This is a genomic window from Halorubrum sp. SD683, assembly GCF_002135045.1.
GTDB classification, from domain to species: Archaea; Halobacteriota; Halobacteria; order Halobacteriales; family Haloferacaceae; genus Halorubrum; species Halorubrum ezzemoulense.
In genome coordinates this window covers 66,568-88,917 of the sequence record NZ_NEWJ01000002.1, presented here as the reverse complement: position 1 = coordinate 88,917, position 22,350 = coordinate 66,568, and the positions used below count along the sequence as shown (strand labels likewise).

Genomic DNA, 22,350 nt, shown 5'->3' with positions numbered 1-22,350 from the left:
TGTTACAGCCTCACCGAGTCGCCGTCATCGCCGACCAGCGTGGTCGGGACACGGATCTCAGTCGTCGTCGATGCGCCTGCCGCGGTCGTGAACGTCACCGTCAGCGAGTCGCCCTCAGTGAGCGCGTAACCGTTAGTGTCCTCGAACGTGTCAGTTGCCTCAAGATCGACGACAACTTCAGCGCGGTCACTGTTGTCTGTCAGGACAGGGCTATCCCCAGGTTTGGTGAAGATGTCGTTGGTCGCCGGCGGGTCCTCGTCGAGCTGGAACGTCTCCTGCCCCGAGGTCCCCACTAACTCCACCGATACCTCGTCGAGGTCAATGTTGTCGGCGCCGGGTGCCGACGCGACGACGAACTCAAGTGAACCGATGCCGCGCTCGCTGGTACCGGCGACGTTGTCAGCGATGTCACCGGACTGGCTCACGACCTGAAGCCGTTCGCTCACCTGAGATGTACTCTCTTCGCCCGTTGCTTCTGCCTGCGTCTGGAGGAACCCGGCTGTGTTGATCAGGACGCCGGCGGCGATCGCCGCCACCAGCACCATCGCGATGAACACGATGAGGGTCCCGATCCCCACTTGACCGCGCTCTTCCTCGTCCAGTATGGTTTCGAACATTGTGTGTTGCGTCGGCCCCCGGCCTGCCCGGCGGGCGTTATCGATAGCGAAGTGGATTTCCTACTTAAGATCACGTCCCCGGTTATCCGAGTTGATAAACACGTCACGTCGTGCGATTTCCGGGTTATTTTGAGTAGTTTAGTTACAGAATATATCAACGACTTCGGCGAGAGAGTATCAGATCTGGATCTGCGGCGCAGCGGCGGTACCGACCGGTCTCCATCACGAATCCGATGTGCGAACGAGCGGCGACCGCGTCGGGCGAGACTGACAAGGGAGAGAGGTGAATACCGGCTGTCAACGACGCCGTTCGAAAGAGCGATTCCCCCGAGGCCGTTTCAGCGCTCGTGTTCGGGGGCAGTCGTCTCGGGCGTCTCGCGCCGAGACGCCGAGTCGGTGCGGTCGCGGTCGGCGGAGACCAGTCGGTCGAGGCGGCGCTCGAACGCCGCGTCGGAGATCTCGCCCTCGACGTAGCGGTGTTTGAGGCGCTCGATCGGCGTCGCGGGCGCCTCGCGGTCGGCGTCCGCCCGCGAGGTATCGCGCTCGGCGGCGATCCGGTCCGCCAGGTAGCCGCCGAGCACGCCGCTGCCCACGACGTACGCCGCGCCGAACAGCGTGAGCGCGAGCACGCCGACGGTCGCCGCGGGCGACACCGCGGCGGCGACCCACACCGCAAAGAACGTCAGTGGCAGCGACAGCAGCGCGACCAGCGCGCCCGTGGCGGCCCCGATCTTCGGGCCGCGGGGGCGCTCCGCGTCGTCGGTCCAACTCGCCACGCCGGCGCCGACCGCTGGCGCGACCAGCCCGACGACGGGCAGGACGCTCACGAGCACCGTGACCCCGGCGCCGACGCCGGCGCGCGCGGCGAGATCCGAGAGGCGCGCGACCGGCGAGCGACCCCCGCGGGCGTCGGCAGCCGTCATCGTCGACGCCCCGAGCCTCGGGGCGATTCACCGGGTCGGCGCCGCCGCGGAACCGGTCGCGGGCTCGCGGTCGCGCCGCCGTTTCGACAGCGATCTGTCATCGATGTCGTTACGGACCGAGAACGCAAAAGGGCGTCGGGGAGCGGGGTACGCCTCCGGTTTCGCGGTGTTCGCTTAGGATCGATTCAGCGGGGACGCGGGAGGTTAGGGCTCGGATCCGACTGTCACCGATCGCGCAGACGCGACACCTCCGACTCGGGGATCACGAACTCCCGCGTCCCCGGCTCGTACACCGCGAGGCTCCCGGCGACAAGCGCCATCGACGCCGCCAGCAGCCCGGTGTTGACGAGGAGGAGGGCCTCGGGGTCGGCGAATTCGGTCCGGAAGGCGGCCGCGGGCGTCGCGACCGCCGCGACGACGACGAGTCCGAAGCCGACCGCCAGGTACGCCATCGCCGTGCGGCCGGACGACCGATACGCCGCGACGGCGAACGCAACCAGCGTCGCGCTCGCGCCGGCCAGCACGGTGGTCGTCATCAGGTACAACCCCTCAATGAGCTCCATACCTCACCTGCTCGAATGCGGATTATAAACCCACGGGAGCGGGTATCAGCGGCGATAACACGGCAAACCGATTCGAGTCGCCGAACCGCCCGTGGTCCCGTACCGCACGCCGGATCGCGAGGGTTGCCGCCCGGGGCACTCACCGGTACCGTTATAAGAGATAAAAATCAATCCCGATAACGTGAATGGTGGGGGACAATCTGATCACCGTACTCGGTAACAAATACAACACGGACATCCTGACGGCGACGGGCGACGCGAAGTCGGCGCAGGATCTCAGCGACCAGCTGGACGTCCCGATCGCGACGTGTTACCGACGGATCAACGAGTTGGAGGAGGCCGATCTACTGGAGTTACACGACCGCCCGCTCTCGGACGAACACCGGCGCGTGAAGGTGTACCGTCGGAGGGTCGACGGGGTCGAGGTCGACTTCCGCGACGGGCTCACGGTCGAGGTGGAGGAACGGTCGGCGGTGAAGAACCGCCTCGACGACGTCTGGCGCGACCTCTCGTCGCGAAAGTGATCAGCGTTGGTCGGCAGCGGCGATCGGAAGACCGTCGATCGTGCCGCGATCGGAAGAGCGTCACCAGGCCGCGATCGACGCAGCCGCGCTGCGAGGGTTAGAACGAGGGCTGGTCGTCGGAGCCGCCCATCATCGAGAACCCGCCGGCGCGCTCGTGGACCGTGATCCCACCCTGTCCGATCTCCATCGGGAAGATGTCGGTGTCAATGTCCTGTTTCCGCATCTTCGCCACCCAGACGTAGCGGTTGACGCCCGAGTCCGTCGGCGTCTGGATAAAGTAGATGTTCCCGTCCGTGAGGAAGTTCTCTAAGCCGACCTCCGTGTCGGGGAAGACGGCGCCCTGCTCGTTGATGAGCAGCGAGGTAAGCCCGTTCGCCTTGAGGATGTCCGAGAACTTCAGCAGGTAGGTGCGCTTCTCCTGTTCGGCGTCGAAGAACAACTGGAACATCGACAGCGAGTCCAAGACGAGGCGGTCGAACTCGCCGTCCTCGACCGTGTCGAGCAGGCGGTCGACCGCGGTCGAGAAGTCGGTCTCGCGGAGCATCTCCCGCTTGTCGAGGATCACGATGTCGCCGTCGTCGACCATCTCGTCGAACCTCTCGAAGCCGACGGACGCGGCCGCGCCGCGGATGTCGGCCTCGTCCTCCTCGAAGGAGACGTACACGCCGCGTTCGTCGTGTTCGGAGACGCCGTGATGGAGGTACTGGATGCCGAAAATGCTCTTGCCGGTGCCCGGGTTGCCGGAGACGAGGACCGTCGACCGCTCGGTGATGCCGCCGGTGAGAATGGAGTCGAGCCCCTCGACCCCGGTGGAGACGAGTTCTGACATTCGTCTCCCCCTTGGCGGCCGGAGTATATAAAAGACGGTTGAGCACATCGGGCGAGCGAACGGCGACAGTTTTATCTCTCGACACGCCGCCCGTTCGTGTATGCCCGGTGAAGCGTGTCCGGTCGCCCTCGGCGGTGATCGGCGGTGAGCGATCCGTCGGTGCTCGTCGTGGAGGACGAGCCAGACATCGCGGCGCTGTACGCCGGCTTCTTAGAGGAGCGGTACGCCGTCGACGTGGCGGAGACCGCCGCCGAGGCGATCGACCGCGTCGACGCCGCCGTCGACGTGGTACTCCTCGACCGCCGACTCCCTGACGGGAGCGGCGACGACGTCTTGGGACACATCCGCGAGGAGGGGTACGACTGTCGCGTGGCGATGGTCACCGCGGTTGAACCCGACTTCGACATCATCGACATGGGGTTCGACCTCTACCTCACCAAGCCGGTGAGCCGCTCGAAGCTGCTCGCAGCCATCGACACGCTACTGACGCGCAGCGAGTACGACGACCTCGTTCAGGAGGCCGCCGCCCTCGCCAGCAAACGCGCGGTCCTCAGCTCGCAGAAACCGGCCGCACAGCGCGAGGAGAACGAGGCGTACGCCGACCTGGTCGACCGGTTGGAGGACTTAGACGCCGACATCGACAACCTCGGCGAGTCGCTGTCGACCGACGACTACCGCGCGATGTTCCGCGACCTCGGCGAGGCCTGACGCGACGCCGCCCCCTCGCTGCGATCGCTCGCGGCGCTCGTTCTGATCGCTTTTCTCGCCGTCGCGGCTGTGCGTACTCCGGCGACGCCGACGGTACTGTAGCGGTTTCGGGGTAGTGTTTAGATAAGCTGATTCCATGCGAAGGCGAACGCTTGTAGCCAATTTTCGGCGGTACTCGGTTCAGCGTGACTAAACGTATTTGAGAATTGGTTTGTTCGTCGTTTTACTTCGCGAAAGACATGTTCGACGGCATTCCGATTCCCATGTGTGACGTGTTGGAATCGGAGCCCATGACGATGACAGGCCGCGTGTAACCATGGCGCACCGTCGACGAGAAAGACCGCGTCGTCGACCTGATGTTTCTCACGGAGTTCTGAGAGAAACATCGAGGAGATCGCGTTCGTTCTCGTCGGATAGAGCCGAACGTGGAGCAGGTGGTTTGTGTCGGGATCGACAGCAGCGTACAGCCAATATTGCTCAGAGTTGAGCTGGATCACGGTTTCATCGACCGCAACGTGATTCGGATTCGCACCGTCCGTCGGCTGTAAATCGGCTTTCTGTACCCACCGATGGACGGTGGTTCGATGGCGATCGACACCCAATCTCTCAAGAGTCGAGACGGTATCCGAAAGTGATAGTCACGCCAAATGGAGTCGGATACCGAGTTTCATCGCCGACTCGGGTGTCGCCTCTCGCTCCAGAAAATCTAACTCGATACAACCGCTATCGCCGCTGAGGCGGTCGAAACTGAGCATAGACAACTCGATCCTTTGACCGCCTCATCCTTCGACCTTATCTCAACACCGCCCCGAGGCCGCAGTTCAAGTTACTGCGGCCCTAACCCTGACCGTGATCAACGTTACCGAGCGACGGGAACCGCTTCTCGCCGCGGCGGCCGGCGCGGCCGCGATCGCCGGCTCGTACCTCGTCGCGGGGTGGACGCCGTCGTTCGTCGTCAGGCCGATCGACCAAACCGTCGTCAACCTGACCCCTGGACCGATCGTGACGGCGACGATCGAAACGCTCGGCGAGGCGGGTCACCTGATCCACATCGCGCTGGCGCTCGCGATCGCCGTCGGACTGTTCGGGACGGTCGCGTTCGCGGGCCTTCGGCTCGCCGCGCGCACCGATCGGCGAGCAGTCGGCGCCGCGATCGCGGGTGGGGGATCCTGGCTGCTTGCCGCCGGCTTGACGGGCGTCTCGACGGGTGCGCTGAGCGCGGCGCTCCCCGCGGCGGTCGTCGTCGGGATCGGGTGGTTGCCGTCGTCCGCGACCCCGTCCGGAGGTGACACCGGCACAGTGAGGGGCTCGCCGGCGGTCGTCAATGCGGTGCGCCGCCGGACGCTCGGGGTCGTCGCCGGCGCGCTCGGGTTCGTCGCCGCGACCGTCGTCGGCCGGCGGGCGCTCGCGTCGGAGGACGAGCCCCTTCCCAACGCCCCGCGGTCGGAGGGCGCAGCCGCGCGGCTCCGAGAACTCGACTCGGCGTCGCTGACGGTCGAAAGCGACGGGCTCCAGGAGATGGTGACGCCGATCGGCGAGTTCTACAACGTCGACATCGCGGAGTTCGACCCGGAGGTCACCGCCGAGGAGTGGTCGCTGACGTTCACCGGCGAGACCGGCTCCGAGCGGACGGTCGACTTCGACGAGCTGATCGAGCGCCCCGCCGAGAACCGCGCGGTGACGCTGCGGTGCGTCGGGGAGGACCTGAACGGGCGCCGAATCGGCACCGCCGTCTGGACGGGGACGCCGATCCGGCCGCTGCTCGAATCCGTGGACCCCCAGGGCGACTGTAACTGCGCCATGCTGCGCGGCGAGGACGGGTACTACGTTCAGTTCCCAGTGGACATACTCGCCGAGGGGTTCCTCGCGTGGGGGATGAACGGCAAGGAGCTCCCGACGAACCACGGCCACCCTGTCCGGATGCTGATCCCGGGCCACTGGGGCGAAACGAACGTGAAATGGCTCTCGGAAATCGAACTGCTGAAAGTCGAGGACGACGGCTACTGGGAAGAGCGCGGCTGGGAGGGGACCGGCGAGGTGACCACCGTGGCCAAGCTCTGGGACGAGGGGATCACGGAACTCGGCGACGGCCGGATCGAACTGGCCGGCCACGCCTACGCCGGGACGCCTGGCGTCAAGCGCGTCGAGGTGTCGACCGACGGTGGCGACTCGTGGACCGACGCCGAGCTCTCCGACGCGCTGCCCGACGCGGACGTCTGGCGGCAGTGGCGCCACGCCTTCGAGCCCGCCGGGGAACACGAGGTCGTCGTCCGCGCGGTCGACGGCGAGGGGACGCGCCAGACCAGCGAGGCGTCCGGCCCGGTCCCGAGCGGCGCGTCGGGCTGGGTCCGCCGGACGGTCGGCGAGTGAACGGTCGGCGAGTGGGCGGGCGGGGAGCCGACGGCGTTCACGAGAGCTGTTCACCGACGATCCGGTCCGCCTCGGCGAGGAACGCGTCGCGCTCGCCGATCGGGATGGTCGCGCCCGCGGCCACGTCGTGGCCGCCGCCGTCGCCGCCGACCGATCGGCTCGCCTCGCGCATCACCGTCGAGAGGTCGAGCCCCCGCCGGACGAGCGCGTGCGAGCCGCGCGAGGAGACCTTCAGTTCCTCGGCGCTCTCCTCGGCGAAGGCGATCACCGGCTTCGACCGGTCGACCGCGGGGGAGCCGACCGCCATCCCGGCGACGATACCGACGATCGTCTCGCGGATGCGGGAGCCGGCGTCGAACCACTGGAGGTGGTCCTCGTGGGTGACACCCTCGGTTTTGACCCACTGGAGGCCCTCAGAGAGGTTCCGCCGGTGCGTGCGCAGCAGCCGGCGGGCCTCCGCGAGCGCGTCGCCGCGGTCGCCGAGACACACCGCGAGGCCGACGTCGCCGCGCTCGTAGCGGGCGGTCGCGTTGAGCAGCGTCGAGAACTCACTGACGTCTCGCAGCTCCGTTCCGGGCTCCTCGTCGACCAGCGTGTAGGAGGTCCCGACGAGCGCCTCGATCCGCTCGGACGGGACGCCCGAGGCGACCGCGCGGCGCATCAGCGCGGAGGCGAGCCGCTGGCGCTCTTCCGCGTCGAGGTCGACCCAGCGGCGCCACTCCCCGTCGCGTTTCACGTCGACGTCGAGGTCGGTGAGGAAGGAGATGGCCCCCGCCTCGTCGTTCGAGATCCCCGGGATGTCCACGTCGGAGGCGTACTCCAGCAGCTTCGGGAGCGGGCGGGTCTGTCTGCCGTACAGGTCGAGGTCGGTCTGCGCGTCGAGGACGCCGGCGTCGACGCCGTCAGCGACGATCGACTCGTTGGCGCCGACGAGCCCGTCCGCCGAGTCCTGCATGTCGCCGACCGCGCCGACGACGGCGAGCCCGGCGAGGTCGCGGTTGTCGCCGTCGGGCCCCTCCAGCGCGCGGGCGAGAAGGTAGCTCGCGCCGGCACCCGACAGCTCGCTCGCGCCGTCGATCCCCTCCAAGAGGGGGTTGAGGTGGTACCGCGTGTCGCGGTCGGCGGGCTGGTGGTGGTCAGCGATGACGGGGACGAAGTCGCCGCGGTCCTCGTGGTCGGCGATGGCGTCGAGCTGGCCGGAGCCGAAGTCGGTGAACAGCACCACGTCGAACTCGCGGGCGGCGATCCCGGCGATCGAGTCGGCGTCGAGCTGCTTCTCGAAGACGACCTCGTGGTCGATCCCCGCCCGGGCGAGCCCGGTGGACGCGACCGCGGCGCTCGTGATCCCGTCGGCGTCGATGTGGGACGCGAGCAGCACCCTGTCGGCCTCGCGCAGGCGGTCGGCGCAGTCGGTCGCGCGGTCGGCGAGGTCGGGAACGGGGGCGGCGACTGCCATTACCTCTTGTTGGCTCGCGACCGTGGATAAACTCACGCTTCGTCGCGGCGGTCGACGACGCGCTCAACCCGCGCGTCCCGGCTCGAACGGCCGATCTCGACGGCGTATTCGCCGGGGTCGACCCGCCACCCCGACTCCCCGTACCGCGCGAACGCGCGCTCGTCGAGCACGATTTCGACGGTACGTACCTCACCCGCCGGGACAGCGACGCTCGCGAACCCCGCGAGCTCCCGGACCGGGCGGTCGACCCCGTCCACGGCCGGCGGGCGAACGTACGCCTGGACGACCTCGCGGCCGTCGCGGTCGGAGACGTTCGCGACGGTGACGGTCGCCCGACGCTCGGCGTCGGCCGCCGGCGCCGCCTCGACGCTCGCGTCGCGGTACTCGAAGGTCGCGTACGAATGGCCGTGGCCGAACGGGTAGGTCGGTTCGGCGTCGCCTGCGCCCGCGGCGCGGTCGTCGTCCGCGTCGAACCAGCGGTAGCCGACGAACACCCCCTCGTCATGGCTCACTTCGCCATCGACGCCGGGGAAGCGGCGCTCGTCGACCGCGGTCGGGTATGCCCCCTCAGGGGCGAACGTCACCGGTAACCGTCCGCCGGGGTCGGCGTCGCCGTAGCAGACGCTCGCGACGGCGTCGCCGTGCGCCTGTCCCGGGTACCAGTTCACCAGGACCGCGTCGACGGCGTCGCGCCAGGGCAGCTCGACCGGACCGCTGGCGTTGACGACGACGACGGTCCGGGTCGCGGCGGCCGCGGTCCGCTCGACGAGTTCGTCCTGTCGACCGGGGAGCCGGAGCGATTCGCGGTCCATCGCCTCGGTGGCGGCGTCGCGCACGAAGACCACCGCGGCGTCGGCGTCGCCCGCGGCGTCGACCGCGCCGTCGACGTCGGGATCGCGCGCGTCCCCGTCGGTCCCGTCGTCGCCCGCGAGGAGGTCGAACATCGAGACGCCCTCGACTCGCGGGAGCCCGTAGCGAACGGTCACGTCGCCCGCGGCGCGGGACTCGAACCCCTCGACCGGCGTCGCGGAGACGACCGGCGTCGTCTCCGAGGAGCCCCCGCCGCCGAGGACCGCCTCGTCGACGTTCGGGCCGATCACGGCGACATCGTCGCCGTCGTCGAGCGGGAGCGCCTCACCGTCGTTCTTCAGCAGGACGGTCCCTCGCGCGGCGACCTCGCGGGCGTGCTCGCGGTGGGCCGGCGTGTCGACGGCGCCGTCGGCGCGCTCGTCTGCGTCACGTAAGAGCCCGACGCCGTCCATTGCGCGGAGGACCCGGACGACCATGTCGTTGAGGCGTGACTCGGGGACGTCGCCGTCTCGCACCGCGTTGGCGAGCGTCTCGGCGAACCCCTCGCAGGTCCGCGGATCGGGCATGCCGCGAGCGATCGATTCGGGGAGGTCGTCGAAGCCGCCGCCGTCGGACTCGTCGCCCTCATCTTCCGTCCCGTCGTGGAGCGCCTCGGGCGAGGTGCCCGGCATCTCCACGTCGAGGCCCGCGTTGGCCGCGGCCGCCGCGCCCTCCGTTCCGTACCAATCGGAGACAATGAACCCGTCGAACCCCCACTTGCCTTTCAGCACCCCGGTTACGAGCTCGCGGTGGTCACTCATCCGGACGCCGTCGACGCCGTTGTAGGCGGTCATCACCGATCTCGCGCCCACCTCGACGGCGTCGCGGAACGAGGGAAGGTAACACTCCCGGAGCGCGCGCTCGCCGATCTCGGTACTGACCGACGCGCGATGCGTCTCCTGACTGTTCGCGACGTAGTGTTTGGGGGTGGCAATGACGTCCGCCGACTGGATCCCCGCGACCACCCGCGCGCCCATCGTCGCGGAGAGGACCGGGTCCTCGGAGAGGTACTCGAAGTTCCGGCCGTTGTGCGGGACGCGGATCAGGTTGACGCCGGGCGCGAGCAGGGCGTCCTGTCCCGCGCCGCGCGTCTCCCGGCCGAGCGCCGCGCCGTGCTCGCGCGCGAGAGCCGAGTCAAAGGTCGCGGCGAGCGCCACCGGCGCGGGGAACGCGGTCGCCGACTCGCCGGGGACCCGGACACCGAGCGGCCCGTCGACCAGTCGGAGCGGGGGGATGTTGAGGCGCTCGACGCCCGGGACGTAGCCCGTCGCCCGACCCTCAGGGTCGACGGCCCCGTGGACGAGTCGGACCTTCTCCGTCAGCGTGAGGTCGGCGACGAGGTCGGCAGGTGTGGGTGTTTCAGTCATACCCGAATCCTCGTGAGACTGCCGGAAACCGTTTCGGGGGGCGTTCTCCAAGCGGCGTCGCAGTAGCGACAGGTTCGGTCTCGAGCCGCGGCGCGCCGTTCGGTGTCCGCCGCGGGACAGGCCGAGGCATCACTTGCCGTAACTGACGGTTATAGCAGTGTCCAGAGATATACACTACGTACATGACACGTGGGTTTTCCACCCGGAGTCTCCACGCCGGTGCCGAGCCCGACGCGGCGACCGGCGCCCGCGCCACGCCGATCCACCAGACGACCTCGTACGTTTTCGACGACGCGGACACGGCGGCGGAGCTGTACGCGCTCCGGGCGGAAGGCCACGTCTACTCCCGGCTCTCAAACCCGACGGTGAACGTCTTAGAAGAGCGGCTCGCCGACCTCGCCGGCGGGTCGGACGCGGTCGCGACGGGCTCGGGGATGGCCGCGTTCGACGCGATAACCACCGTCCTCGCGAGCGCGGGCGACAACGTCGTCGCCAGCTCCGAGATGTACGGCGGGACGGCCGCGTACCTCACCAGCGTCGCGGACCGCCGCGGGATCGAGACGCGGCTCGTGGAGACCCTCGACTACGACGCGTACGCCGACGCGATCGACGACGACACCGCGTTCGTCCACGTCGAGACGCTCGCGAACCCCTCGCTCGTCACGCCCGACTTCGAGCGGCTCGCCGAGATCGCCCACGAGAACGCGGTGCCGCTCGTCGTCGACAACACGTTCGCGACGCCGTACTGCTGTCGGCCGTTCGAGCACGGCGCCGACATCGTCTGGGAGTCGACGACGAAGTGGATCACGGGCAACGGCACCACCGTCGGCGGCGTCGTGATCGACGGCGGGCAGTTCCCGTGGGACCACCCCGACGCCGACTACGCCGAGCTCGACGGCGAATCGCCCGCGTACCCGATCGACTTCGTCGAGCAGTTCGGCGACGCCGCGTTCGCAAACGTCGCCCGCCAGCGCGGCGTGCGGCCGACCGGCGGCCAGCAGTCGCCCTTCGACGCGTGGCAGACGATCCAGGGGCTGAACACGCTCCCCTTGCGAATGGATCGCCACTGCGAGAACGCGCGGCGGGTGGCCGAGTTCCTCCGCGGCGACGACCGCGTCGACTGGGTGACGTACCCCGGCTTCGAGGACCACGAGAGCCACGGCAACGCCGCGGAGTACCTCGACGGCTTCGGCGGGATGGTCACCTTCGGCGTCGACGGCGGGTACGAGGCCGCAAAGACCTTCTGCGAGTCGGTCGATCTGACGAGTTTCCTCGCGAACATCGGCGACGCGAAGACGCTCGTCATCCACCCCGCCTCGACCACCCACGCGCAGATGGACGAGGACGAGCAGCGGCTCGCGGGCGTCTACCCCGAGATGCTCCGGCTCTCGGTGGGGATCGAGGACCCCGACGACGTGATCGCCGACCTCGACGCGGGACTGGCCGCGGGCGAGCACGTCGCGGCGGGCCGGACCGAGGAGGAGCGGGCCCCGGACGAGGGGGCGGACCGATGAGCGCCGTCCCGACCAACCACGGCGTCGCCTCGCTCGGCGATTTCACCTTCGAGTGCGGGCAGTCGGTCCCCGACTTCGAGGTCGCCTACGAGACGCACGGCGAGTTCGACGGCGACAACGTCGTGCTCGTCTGCCACGCGCTCACCGGGAGCCAGAACGTCGCGCGCTCCCCCGAGCCGGAGCGGGACGCGGAGACCACCGGGGCCGGGCAGGCCGGGCAAGCCCGGGCGTGGTGGGACGACGTCGTCGGCCCGGGGAAGGCGATCGACACGACCGAGTACTACGTCGTCTGCGCGAACGTTCCGGGCTCCTGTTACGGGACGACCGGCCCCGCCAGCGAGCGACCCGCGGACCTCGGCCTGCGCGAGGAGCCCGACCACGACCGCTGGGGGACCGCGTTCCCGCCGGTCCAAGTTGAGGACTGGGCGCGCGCACAGCGCCGCCTGCTCGACCACCTCGGCGTGGGGCGGCTCCGGGCGGTCGTTGGCGGCAGCGTCGGCGGGATGAACGCCTTGGAGTGGGCGAAGCGGTACCCGGACGACGTCGACCGCGTGGTCGCGATCGCGACGGCCGGACGCCTCGACGCGCAGTGTCTCGCGCTCGACGCGGTGGCGCGCCGGGCGATCCGCGCCGACAAGGACTGGAACGGCGGCGACTACTACGGCGACGACCGGCCGGCCCCGACCGAGGGGCTCGCGATCGCCCGCCAGATCGGCCACATTATGTACCTCTCGAAGGCGTCGATGGAGCGGAAGTTCGGGCGCCGGTCGGCCGGCCGCGACTCCCTGACGCGCGAGGACGGGGACCTCGGGCTGCCGCCGGAGCCGACGGCCGGGTTCTTCCCGTACCGCGAGGTCGAGTCGTACCTCGACTACCAGGCGGAGGGGTTCGGCGACCGCTTCGACGCGAACAGCTACCTCTATCTGACGCGCGCGATGGACGAGTACGACCTCGCCGCCGGCCACGGGACCGACGCCGACGCCCTCGCCGCGTTCGAGGGCGAGACGCTGCTGATGAGCTTCACCGCCGACTGGCATTTCACGGTCGAGCAGTCGGCGTCGTTGGGCGACGCCTTCCGCGAGGCCGGGGTGCCGGTCGCCCACCACGTGGTCGACTCCGACCACGGCCACGACGCGTTCCTCGTCGAGCCGGAACACGTCGGCCCGCCGGTCCGAGACTTCCTCGCCGACGGCGTCGACGGCCGCGCCGTCTCCGACGAGGACGGCGACGACGGCGACGACCCGCGGCCAGACTCTAACCACGCGCCGGTCCACGCGAGCCTGTTTCGGGGGTGAAGAGTCACGATCAATCATGATAACGTTCATAGTTCCAGACCGCGTGAGGTGAGAGGTATGCCAGGCGGACACGCGCAGACCCTGCGACCGTTCATGTGGCGCGCCGAGCGACTGTACCCCGACACCGAGATCGTCTCGCGGACGCACGAGGGGCGGACGCGGCACACGTATGCCGAGTACGCCGACCGGACGGCCCGGCTCGCGAACGCCTTAGACGACCACGGGATCGAGCGCGGCGACCGCGTCGCGACGTTCTGTTGGAACCACACGCGGCACTTCGAGACGTACTTCGGCGTCCCGAACACGGGCGCGCAGCTCCACACGATCAACCCGCTGCTGCCCGACGAGCACATCCAGTACATCGTCGACGACGCCCAAGACGAGATCATCTTCGTCGACCCGTCGCTCGCCGAGAAGATCGCGGGCGCTGCGGAGGGGGCGGAAGAGTTCGACGGCGTCGACTTCGTCGCGATGGGGTCGGAGGGCATCGACGCGCTCAACGCGCCCGCCTACGAGGAGTTCATCGCGGACCACTCGACCGAGTACGACTGGCCGGACCTCGACGGCGACCAGCCCGCCGGCCTCTGTTACACCTCCGGCACGACGGGGAAGCCGAAGGGCGTCGAGTACACCCACTCGATGCTATGGAGCCACACGATGGCCTCCCAGACCCCGCAGGGGATCCCGATGGAGGACTCTGACGTGGTGATGCCCGTCGTTCCCATGTTCCACGTCAACGCGTGGGGGATGCCGTTCACCGCCGCCGCCGCGGGCGCGAAGCACGTCTACCCCGGTCCATCGCCGGACCCCGCGGACCTCGCGGCGCTGATCGAAGAGGAGGGCGTGACCATCTCCGCGGGCGTGCCGACGGTGTGGCTCGGCCTCCGCGAGTACATCGAGGGGGGTAACGAGGTAGACCTCTCGACGCTCGACACCGTGATCATCGGCGGCGCGGCCGCGCCGAAGGCACTGGTCGAGTGGTACGACGAGCGCGACGTGGAGGTGCTCCACGCGTGGGGGATGACGGAGCTGTCGCCGATCGGCACCGTCTCGCATCTCAAAGATGACCTTCGCGACGCCGAGTACGAGACGCAGGTGAACAAGCGCTCGAAGCAGGGGCTCGTCGCTCCCGGCCTGGAGTTCGAGGTCATCGACGAGGACGGCGAGGAGATCCCGTGGGACGGCGAGGCGTTCGGTGAGCTCCGGATCCGCGGCCCGTGGGTCACGAAGGAGTACTTCAAGCGCCCCGAGGCGAACGAGGAGGAGTTCGTCGACGGCTGGCTGAAGACCGGCGACGTGGTCACCGTCGACGAGGACGGCTACATGCAGCTCGTCGACCGGACGAAGGACGTGATCAAGTCCGGCGGCGAGTGGATCTCCAGCGTCGAGCTGGAGAACGCGATCATGGCCTACGACGGCGTCAGCGAGGCGGCCGTCGTCGGCGTGCCCCACGAGCGCTGGCAGGAGCGCCCCGTGGCGTTCATCGTCGTGGCCGAGGGCGTCGACCGCGACGAGCTCGTCGAGCGGATCGAGACCGGGCTCCGCGAGGAGTACCCCAAGTGGTGGGTCCCGGACGCGGTGGAGTTCATCGACGAGGTTCCCAAGACCGCCACCGGGAAGTTCTCGAAGAAGGACCTCCGGGAGCAGTACGGCGACCAGTCGCTCGTCGAGGGGGCCGTCCCGGAAGACGACGCGCCCGAGCAGGAGTAGTCGAGCCGAGCGGGTAGCCGGTCGCTCGGCGGGCTTTCAGTCGTCGCGGTCGCCGACGACCCACTTGTGCGAGTAGCTCTCGCCGCAGGTACAGTGAGCGTACGCGTGGACCACGTCGCCCTCGGCGTAGAGGCCGCCGACCTCCTCGTTTTGCGCCTCGGCAAACGCGAAGATGAACTGGATGTCGTGGTCGGCTTCGGGATCCTCGCTCGCGTCGTCCGCGTCCGGGCCGTCCGCGAACGGACACGCGCCGTCGTCGAGCGAGCGCGCGATCTCGCCCTCCGCGGCCATCGCCGTCTTCGCGAACTCCATCGCGCCCATGCCCGTGCCGGCCTGGAACGCCGACCGCCCGGTCTCGCCGTCGAGGATCAGCCGCACGCCGCCGGCGGTCTCGGTGCCGACCTCGCGCAGCCGGGAGTCGTCGTCGAGGTACGCGTCGCTCAGGTAGAAGACCACGTCGTCGAGCCGCTCGCCCGCGAGGAACTCGTCGAGGTTGCTCATGCCGCCCGGAGGCGCGTGAGCGGTAAAAGGTGTGCGTGTCGCCTCGAGCGGAACCGGCTCCGGTCGCGGGCGATCGCGGAGCGGCGATCCGCCGAGCATATAATAGATCGTGTGGAATCGGGGTAACTGTTAATACGCACCACGGAGATCCGTCGCGTAATGAGCACGCAGAACAGATCCGACGACCGGCTCGCGGAGTGGGCACAGCTGGTCGACGAGGACGTTCCGGAGGAGCTCCGAGAGGAGCGTTCCGTCGACGGATAACTTTCACCCCGCTTCGCGAAGGCTTTAGGCCGACGGCGGCGAAGCACCGCCGATGGCGACCGAGGCCGCCGGGATCGACAGACCCCTGCTCGTCGACGACTTCCTCCAGCGGCGCCGCTACCAGCTCCAGTTGGCGGACGCCGCCGCCGACAAACACACGCTGGTCTGTCTCCCGACCGGCCTCGGCAAGACGACGGTCAGCCTGCTCGTCACCGTCGAGCGCCTCCACGAGGCGGGCGGGAAGGCGCTCTTCTTGGCCCCCACGAAGCCCCTCGTCCAGCAGCACGCGGACTTCTACCGCGAGGCGCTTGAGATTCCGGACGACGAGATCGTCGTGTTCACCGGCGACGTGAAGCCCGACGACCGCGCCGCGCTCTGGGACGACGCGCGCATCGCGATCGCGACGCCGCAGGTCGTCGAGAACGACCTCGTCGGTAACCGGATCTCGCTGCGCGACGTGACCCACCTCACCTTCGACGAGTGCCACCGCGCGACCGGCGACTACGCGTACGTCTACATCGCGGAGCGGTACCACGTCGACGCGACCGACCCCCTCGTCACCGGGATGTCGGCCTCGCCGGGCGGCGACACCGAGGAGATCGAGACGGTCTGCGAGAACCTCGGGCTCGTCAACGTCGAGGTGATGACCGAGGAGGACGCCGATGTCGACGAGTACACTCACGACACCGATGTCGGGTGGGAGCAAGTCACCTTGCCGGACGAGGTGCTCGCGATCCGGGACGCGCTCAACGAGGTGATCACGGACCGGCTGGAGAAGCTGAAACAGCTCGGCGTGACGAACACGACGAACCCCGACCTCTCGCAGAAGGACCTCAACAAGATGCGGGGGCAGCTGAAACAGATGATGGACAACGACCAGTCGGAGGGGTACAAGGGGATGAGTACCCACGCCGAGGTGATGAAGCTCCGGCGCGCGACCGAGCTTGTCGAGACGCAGTCCGTCGAGTCCGTGCGTCGCTACTTCGAGCGCCAGCGCGAGGCCGCCCGGTCGTCGGGCGCGTCGAAGGCGAGCCAGCGCATGGTCGCGGACCCCAAAGTGAGAGAAGCGATGCGGAAGGCGGAGTCGTTCGACGGGCTCCACCCGAAGTTCTCGAAGGCCCGCATCCTCCTTGCGGAGACGCTCGGGATCAACGAGGGCGAGCGCGCTATCTTGTTCACCGAGTCCCGGGACACCGCCGAGGCGCTCGTGGAGTTCCTCTCCGCCAGCTTCGACGTACGCAAGTTCGTCGGACAGGGCGACAAGGACGGCTCCGACGGGATGAGCCAGAAACAGCAACAGGAGACGCTCGACGAGTTCAAGATGGGCGAGTTCGAAGTACTCGTCTCCACCTCGGTCGCGGAGGAGGGCCTCGACGTGCCCGAGGTCGACCTCGTCTGCTTCTACGAGCCGGTCCCCACTGCGATCCGCTCGATCCAGCGCAAGGGGCGGACGGGCCGGCAGGCCGAGGGAAAGGTCGTCGTCCTGATGGCCGAGGACACCCGCGACGAGGCGTTCTTCTGGATCTCACGGCGCCGCGAAAAGAAGATGGCCAGCCAGCTCGCCGAGCTGAAGGAGGCCACCGACGACATCGAGGAGTCAGTCGGCGACGAGGGACAGGCGGGCCTCGACGCGTTCGCCGGCGGGTCCGCGAGCGAGGGCGACTCTGGCGAAGGCGGCTCGGGCGATGACCAGGGTGAGGCTGAGGGCGAAGTCGGTGGTGACGATGAAGGCGAGATCGGCGGTGACGACGAGGGCGACGCCGGCCTCACCGACTTCGCTGCGGAAGCGCGGGAGGGAGAAGACGACGTGGACGACGTGGAGGCCGAGGCTGACGGAGAGACGGAGGTCGAGGCAGAGACGGACGCAGGCGACGACGGCGTCGTCGCCACCGCCGGCGTCGACGAGGGCGTCGAGGTCGTCGTCGACCAGCGCGAGCTCGACTCCTCGATCGCGAAGGACCTCTCGACGCGCGACGGCCTCGTCACCCGGCTGGAGACGCTCGCGGTCGGCGACTACGTCCTCTCGGACCGCGTCGCGGTCGAGCGCAAGTCGGCGGCCGACTTCGTCGACTCGATGCTCGATTCCGACCGGTCGATGTTCGAGCAGGTGGGCGAGCTCTCGCGGGCGTACGCTCGCCCCGTCATGGTCGTCGAAGGGACGAACCTCTACGGCCAGCGCGATATCGACCCGAACGCGATCCGCGGCGCGCTCGCGTCGCTCGCGGTCGACTTCGACGTGAGCGTCCTCCGCACCGAGGGCGAGGAGGACACCACCGAGCTGCTCGCGACGATCGCCAAGCGGGAGCAGGAGACGCGCGACCGCGAGGTGAGCGTCCACGGCGAGAAGACGACGAAGACCCGCGCGGAACAGCAGGAGTACGTCGTCTCCTCGATCGCCGACATCGGGCCCGTGACGGCGCGGACGCTGCTGGAACACTTCGGCACCGTCGAGGCCGTGATGACCGCGCCCGAAGACGACTTACTGGACGTCGACGGCGTCGGCCCGGTGACCGCGGAGCGCATCCGCGAGGTCGTCGGGACCGAGTACGAGTGAGGCCGGACCGGCCGCGGAGTTAGTCGAACCCGCTCACCAGCGTCACCACCCACTGCCCGAGGTCGTACTCCGACCGGACCTCCACGCGCGTCACCCATTTCACCCACTGGAAACCCCGGCGGTCGGGCGCGACCAGTCGGGCGGGCGCGCCGTGGCCGTGGCTCAGCCGCTCTCCGCCCACGTGCGTCGCGAGCAGCGCGTCCTCGGCCTCGTCGAGGGGGAGACTCCAGCGGTAGCCGGTGACGGACGTGAACCGGACGTAGGCCGCGTCGTCGTCGATATCTCCGGCCGCGTCGAGCAGGTCGCCGACGCGGATCCCGCCCCACTCCTGGACCGTGTACCAGCCGCTCGTACAGTCGAGCAGCGCCTCCGTCTCGTGACCCGCCGCCAGCTCGTCGGCGGTCAGTTCGACGGCGTCGCTCACGAGGCCGTCGACCGCCAGCCGGTACGCGTCGCGGTCGATCGGGTCGGGGTCGTCGGCGACCCACGAGGTGATCGGGAAGGCGCCGTTTCCGTCGCCCTCGCGGGGCTGCGAGCCGGTGAACCGCCGGTCTGCCCCGGCCGTGTCGAGCGCGTCGTTGATCCCCTGCTGGAGGCGGTAGGTCGTGCCGCCGGCCGCGAGCAGCGCGAAGTAGGTGACTGCGGTCCGACGGCGCTCGAAGTCGACGCGCCGAGGCGGGCGGAACCGGGTGGCGGCGTGCGCGGCCACGAGCGGGACGAGCGCGAGCCCGAACCCGACGTGAACGGAGAGGAGCGTCCAGTAGGAGAGCCGCACGTCGAGGCCGAACACCCACATGGTGCCGGTCGCGAGCGCGCCGACCGCGGCGACGAGCGTCAGGACGGAGAGCGCGGTCGACCGCCGCCACAGGTTCGGGTCGGTGAGCCGACGGCGGACGCGGGCGAGCTTCCACCCCAGCAGCGCGACGATGCCAACGCCGAGCGCGCGGTGGAACCAGAACAGCGGCCACCCTTCCGGGACGCCGACGGTGAAGGAGACCAGCCCGGTGGCCGCCTCGGCGACGACGAACGCGAACAGCGACCAGTCGACCGCGCGCGGCGGCGGCTCCAAGCGGTCGAGCGCGGTTCGGAGTCGGTCCGTCGCGGCCATCTACGCGTGCTACGTGCTAGCGAGACAAAAGGATACAGCCCGCGGAGAATCGCCGTGCTCGCTACAGCTCGTACACCTCGCCGTCGACCGCGAGTGGCTCCTCGAACGCCTCGTCGGCGGGGTAGTAGTGGGCGAGGTGGACGAGCCGCGTCCGGTCGGGGTCGAGCTCGTCCGCGAGCGCGAGCGCCCCCTCCCGGGTCATGTGCTTCGTGCCGAACGTGCGGGCGACGCCGTCCGGCCCCTCGTGTCGGCCGCCGATCGGGTGGTGTTCACAGAGCGAGGCGGGGACGATGGCGTCGGCGAGGAGGAGGTCCGCGCCGGCGAGCGCCTCGCGGGAGCGTTCGGGAACGTCGTAGCTGGTGTCGCCCGTGAGCGAGAGTTTCGCGCCGGTCACCGGATCTCGGACGACGACCCCGTAACAGACGAGCGGCGGGTGGTCGACCGGGACGAACCGCACCTCGAAGCCGCAGGTCTCGAAGGGCTCGAAGGGGTCGCGGGCGTGGACGCCGATCCGGTCTTCGAGGTAGTCGTACTTGTCTCGGATCGTCTCCGCGACGCTCTCGTCGGTCGCTGAGTCGGTCTCCGCGGGCGCGTGGACCGGCAGCCCGTCGACGAGCCGGTAGACGTTCCCCAGCCCGTCGAGGTGGTCGAAGTGGATGTGCGTCACGAGGCCGGCGTCCGGCAGCGGGACGTCGGCCGCGAGGAACTGCTGTCTGAAGTCGGGGCTGAAGTCGACGAGCAGCGACTCGCCGGTCCGCTCGTTGGCGACGTGGACGGAGAAGCGCGACCGCGACACCCCGCGCTCGCGAGCCGTCTCGCAGGTGTCACAGTCGCAGCCGACCGTCGGCGTCCCCGTCGTGTCGCCCGTCCCGAGCAGGGTGACGCGCATGGAACGTGGTGTGCGGGCCATGGCCTTAGCGTCCGCGGTCGGACGGGGGTCCGTAGGGGTCAGAGTCACACCCGGACGTATAACTCCGAGCCGGCCCGAGCCGCTCGCATGCACACAAGTCGCAGCCTCACCCTCGCGCGGCTCCCGTCGGGCGTGCCGATCCGGACGACCGTCCACGCCTACGGCGAGGGGGAAATCGTCCACGGAGACGGCGGGCCAGAGCTCGACGCGCCCGGGGACGCGCCCGTGGTGTACGCGCAGGCGGCTCAGCACGGTCGGGAGGTGAACGGGACCGCGGTGCTCCGGCGGCTCCACGACCGGCTCGTCGGCGACGGCGCCGAGGGCGCGTCCGGAGCCGAAACCGGAGCCGAGGGCGGGCCGTCGGCCGCCGACCTCGACGGCACGCTGGTGACGGTGCCGGTCGCCGACCCGCTCACCTTCGACCGGGTCTCGTACACGACGCCGGAGTCGCTCGACTCGCGCCAGCCGAACATGAACCGATGCTGGCCCGGCGACCCGGAGGGGTCGCTCCACGACCGGATGGCCGCCCGGCTCTGGGCGTTCGCGGGCGAGGCGGACGCGATCGTCGACCTCCACACCGGGTCGCCGTCGATGGCGACCCACGCGGTGTACATGCGCGGTGACGACGCCTGCCGCGGGCTCGCGGAGGCGTTCGGCACCGACCTGCTGCTCGCGGAGGCGGCCGGAGACGACGCGGACACGGAGTGGGACGAGCGCGGGTTCGCCGGGAAGCTCCGGGTCGCGGCCACCCGCGAAGGGATCCCGACGATCACGCCCGAGCTCGCCCACAGCCGGGAGGTCGTCCCGGCGGCGGTCGAGACCGGCGTGGCCGGGATGATCGGCGCGCTGCGACACGAGGGGCTGCTCGACGGCGAGCCCGAGCCGTGGGACGGCGTCGTCGCGCGCAACCACCTCGGGCGGGTGACCGCCGGCGACTCCGGGCTGTTCGTCCCCGAGCCAGACCTCGCCGTCGGGGACCGGGTGACCGAGGGCGACCGCGTCGGCGAGGTGTTCGACCCGACGACGTTCGAGACGCATCAGGTCGCGCGCGCCGACCGCGGCGGGATCGCGTACTCGGTCGCCCGCGAGGCAACGGTCACCGCGGGCGCGACGCTTGTCGGCGTCGCGGAGCGGATCGACGTGGAGTGAGAGAGCGGAAACCGACTGCGGCGCGAGGCTACGGCCGCCGGACGCGGATCTGCCCGTCGGCGGCGACCGTGACGAACAGCCGGTTGCGGACTTCGCGGCCGTGGACCGCGTCGCCCGCGCGGTCGCCGATCGCCTTCATCAGCTCCGGGGCGGTCTGGTTCACCTTGACGCCCGCCTCGTCGCAGGCGTCGTACACCCGCTTCGGCGCGTCGTAGAGGTCGGTTCCCGCCTCGATCTCGACGCGGACCGGCGAGGACAGCGCCTCCGCGAACGCGACCGTCTCGCGGGCGCGCTCGACGTTGTCGCGGGCGCTCGCCTCGACGCTGGAGACGTTCGCGCGCGAGGTGCCGAGTCGGTCGGCGATGTCCGACTGTCGGAGCCCGCGCTCGCGGAGCGCTAACACCTCCGCCTGCCGGCGCGTGAGCACGCTCTCGTCGGCGTCGAACCCAGCCCCCTCCAGGATCGAGTCGGCGTCGACATCGACCGGCTCCGGCTGCTCGTCGTCTGCCACCATGTGGTCATCGACGGGCCGGTCGCTCAAAAAACGGCGGTTTCAGGCGACGGGCGTCGCGGGAGTCGGGCGGCGGAGAATCGCGCGACGGATCGACGGCGTCCGGACTGTCCGTGGGGCGGGGCTCCCCCGAGACGCCGTCACTTGCCCCAGAAGTTCTCGCGGCTGCCGAGCCGTTCGCGGTCCGGGCGGTCGCGGCGACTGCGACCCTCGTCGTCCTCGCTCTCCGCCTCGTCGTTCCCCTCGGCGTCCGCGTCGTCGTCGGACTCCTCGGCGTCCGGGTCGTCGGGGAGGCGCTCGACGACTTCCTGCGCCGTCGCGTGGCTGGACTTCACGCGGTGGATCTTGACCTCGGCGCGCGCCGGGGGGAGGAGCCCGTCGACGAGGACGATGAACCCGTCGTCGGTGCGGCCGACGCCAGCACCGCTCTCGTGGATGTCGTCGACCTCGACGACGACCGCCTCGCCGGGCTGGACCGGCTGCTGTTTCAGCTCGTAGATCGGCATGTCGTAGTGGTTACACCACTCCGCGCCGCCTTTGTTGCCGTAGTGTTGACACCCCATCCCCTGGATCCGTTCGTCGAAGCTGGGGCAGTCGTCGGCGAGTGGACAGTCCGCCATACCGTAGG

19 protein-coding genes and 1 pseudogene are annotated in these 22,350 nt (G+C 69.5%); 8 read left to right on the top strand and 12 right to left on the bottom strand.

Annotated features, from left to right (window positions below; translation table 11 throughout):
• Positions 1-2 precede the first annotated feature (2 nt).
• The 3 genes from B9G49_RS02130 to B9G49_RS02120 all read right to left on the bottom strand — a co-directional run bounded on the left by B9G49_RS02130 (position 3) and on the right by B9G49_RS02120 (position 2,103).
• Positions 3-617 carry an archaellin/type IV pilin N-terminal domain-containing protein gene (locus tag B9G49_RS02130; protein ID WP_086215271.1) on the bottom strand — a complete coding sequence of 205 codons (615 nt, stop codon included), beginning with the start codon at positions 615-617 and terminating at the stop codon, positions 3-5.
• A 338-nt stretch (positions 618-955) separates the two neighbouring features.
• Positions 956-1,540 (bottom strand): SHOCT domain-containing protein, encoded by a 585-nt coding sequence (locus B9G49_RS02125; protein ID WP_086215270.1) that lies wholly within the window; start codon positions 1,538-1,540, stop codon positions 956-958.
• Between the two features lie 224 nt (positions 1,541-1,764).
• Positions 1,765-2,103: a hypothetical protein gene (locus tag B9G49_RS02120; protein WP_086215269.1), complete on the bottom strand. Its 339-nt coding sequence runs from the start codon at positions 2,101-2,103 to the stop codon at positions 1,765-1,767.
• A 185-nt stretch (positions 2,104-2,288) separates the two neighbouring features.
• Between B9G49_RS02120 and B9G49_RS02115 the strand changes: the two genes are divergently transcribed.
• Positions 2,289-2,627 (top strand): helix-turn-helix domain-containing protein, encoded by a 339-nt coding sequence (locus B9G49_RS02115; protein ID WP_049932657.1) that lies wholly within the window; start codon positions 2,289-2,291, stop codon positions 2,625-2,627.
• A 97-nt stretch (positions 2,628-2,724) separates the two neighbouring features.
• Here the strand turns inward: B9G49_RS02115 and B9G49_RS02110 are convergent, their stop codons facing one another.
• Positions 2,725-3,456: an ATPase domain-containing protein gene (locus B9G49_RS02110; RefSeq protein ID WP_086215268.1), complete on the bottom strand. Its 732-nt coding sequence runs from the start codon at positions 3,454-3,456 to the stop codon at positions 2,725-2,727.
• 144 nt (positions 3,457-3,600) lie between these two features.
• Here B9G49_RS02110 and B9G49_RS02105 point away from each other — a divergent pair, with 144 nt between their 5' ends.
• Positions 3,601-4,164 carry a HalX domain-containing protein gene (locus B9G49_RS02105; RefSeq protein ID WP_086215267.1) on the top strand — a complete coding sequence of 188 codons (564 nt, stop codon included), beginning with the start codon at positions 3,601-3,603 and terminating at the stop codon, positions 4,162-4,164.
• 119 nt (positions 4,165-4,283) lie between these two features.
• Here B9G49_RS02105 and B9G49_RS02100 read toward each other — a convergent pair.
• Positions 4,284-4,919 (bottom strand): annotated as a pseudogene (locus B9G49_RS02100) (IS6 family transposase).
• Positions 4,920-5,013: 94 nt separating this feature from the next.
• On the opposite strand from B9G49_RS02100, the gene B9G49_RS02095 reads away from it, so the two are divergent.
• Positions 5,014-6,534, top strand: coding sequence for a molybdopterin-dependent oxidoreductase (locus tag B9G49_RS02095; RefSeq protein ID WP_086215266.1), 1,521 nt, complete (start codon positions 5,014-5,016; stop codon positions 6,532-6,534).
• A gap of 37 nt (positions 6,535-6,571) precedes the next feature.
• Here B9G49_RS02095 and B9G49_RS02090 read toward each other — a convergent pair whose 3' ends face one another.
• Positions 6,572-7,990 (bottom strand): DHH family phosphoesterase, encoded by a 1,419-nt coding sequence (locus B9G49_RS02090; RefSeq protein ID WP_086215265.1) that lies wholly within the window; start codon positions 7,988-7,990, stop codon positions 6,572-6,574.
• A gap of 32 nt (positions 7,991-8,022) precedes the next feature.
• Positions 8,023-10,206: a glycoside hydrolase family 3 C-terminal domain-containing protein gene (locus B9G49_RS02085; RefSeq protein WP_086215264.1), complete on the bottom strand. Its 2,184-nt coding sequence runs from the start codon at positions 10,204-10,206 to the stop codon at positions 8,023-8,025.
• A 182-nt stretch (positions 10,207-10,388) separates the two neighbouring features.
• Here B9G49_RS02085 and B9G49_RS02080 point away from each other — a divergent pair, with 182 nt between their 5' ends.
• From B9G49_RS02080 to B9G49_RS02070, 3 genes are read left to right on the top strand one after another with little or no spacing between them, the layout of a single operon-like run.
• Positions 10,389-11,720: an O-acetylhomoserine aminocarboxypropyltransferase/cysteine synthase family protein gene (locus B9G49_RS02080; protein ID WP_086215263.1), complete on the top strand. Its 1,332-nt coding sequence runs from the start codon at positions 10,389-10,391 to the stop codon at positions 11,718-11,720.
• Entirely contained in the window at positions 11,717-13,015 is a 1,299-nt protein-coding gene (gene metX / locus B9G49_RS02075) for a homoserine O-acetyltransferase (protein ID WP_086215262.1), read from the top strand. Before B9G49_RS02080 ends, metX begins: the two co-directional genes overlap by 4 nt.
• 57 nt (positions 13,016-13,072) lie before the next feature.
• Positions 13,073-14,725, top strand: a complete 1,653-nt coding sequence (locus B9G49_RS02070; protein WP_049932669.1) for a long-chain fatty acid--CoA ligase — start codon at positions 13,073-13,075, stop codon at positions 14,723-14,725.
• A gap of 36 nt (positions 14,726-14,761) precedes the next feature.
• Here the strand turns inward: B9G49_RS02070 and B9G49_RS02065 are convergent, their stop codons facing one another.
• Complete coding sequence (locus tag B9G49_RS02065; protein WP_049932670.1) at positions 14,762-15,226, bottom strand: DUF5807 family protein; 465 nt, start codon at positions 15,224-15,226, stop codon at positions 14,762-14,764.
• 316 nt (positions 15,227-15,542) lie between these two features.
• Between B9G49_RS02065 and B9G49_RS02060 the strand changes: the two genes are divergently transcribed.
• Entirely contained in the window at positions 15,543-18,044 is a 2,502-nt protein-coding gene (locus B9G49_RS02060) for a DEAD/DEAH box helicase (RefSeq protein ID WP_086215261.1), read from the top strand.
• Between the two features lie 19 nt (positions 18,045-18,063).
• Here the strand turns inward: B9G49_RS02060 and B9G49_RS02055 are convergent, their stop codons facing one another.
• Together B9G49_RS02055 and B9G49_RS02050 are read right to left on the bottom strand one after the other, a co-directional pair.
• The gene (locus B9G49_RS02055) at positions 18,064-19,152 is read right to left on the bottom strand and encodes a molybdopterin-dependent oxidoreductase (RefSeq protein WP_086215260.1); all 1,089 of its coding nucleotides are present in this window, start codon (positions 19,150-19,152) and stop codon (positions 18,064-18,066) included.
• 61 nt (positions 19,153-19,213) lie between these two features.
• A complete protein-coding gene (locus B9G49_RS02050) occupies positions 19,214-20,041 on the bottom strand; it encodes an MBL fold metallo-hydrolase (protein ID WP_086215259.1) in 828 nt (275 codons plus the stop codon).
• 108 nt (positions 20,042-20,149) lie between these two features.
• Between B9G49_RS02050 and B9G49_RS02045 the strand changes: the two genes are divergently transcribed.
• Positions 20,150-21,211, top strand: a complete 1,062-nt coding sequence (locus B9G49_RS02045) for a succinylglutamate desuccinylase/aspartoacylase family protein (RefSeq protein WP_086215258.1) — start codon at positions 20,150-20,152, stop codon at positions 21,209-21,211.
• A gap of 28 nt (positions 21,212-21,239) precedes the next feature.
• Here B9G49_RS02045 and B9G49_RS02040 read toward each other — a convergent pair whose 3' ends face one another.
• Complete coding sequence (locus B9G49_RS02040) at positions 21,240-21,725, bottom strand: Tfx family DNA-binding protein (RefSeq protein WP_086215257.1); 486 nt, start codon at positions 21,723-21,725, stop codon at positions 21,240-21,242.
• 137 nt (positions 21,726-21,862) lie between these two features.
• A complete protein-coding gene (locus B9G49_RS02035; protein WP_086215256.1) occupies positions 21,863-22,342 on the bottom strand; it encodes a TRAM domain-containing protein in 480 nt (159 codons plus the stop codon).
• Positions 22,343-22,350 lie beyond the last annotated feature (8 nt).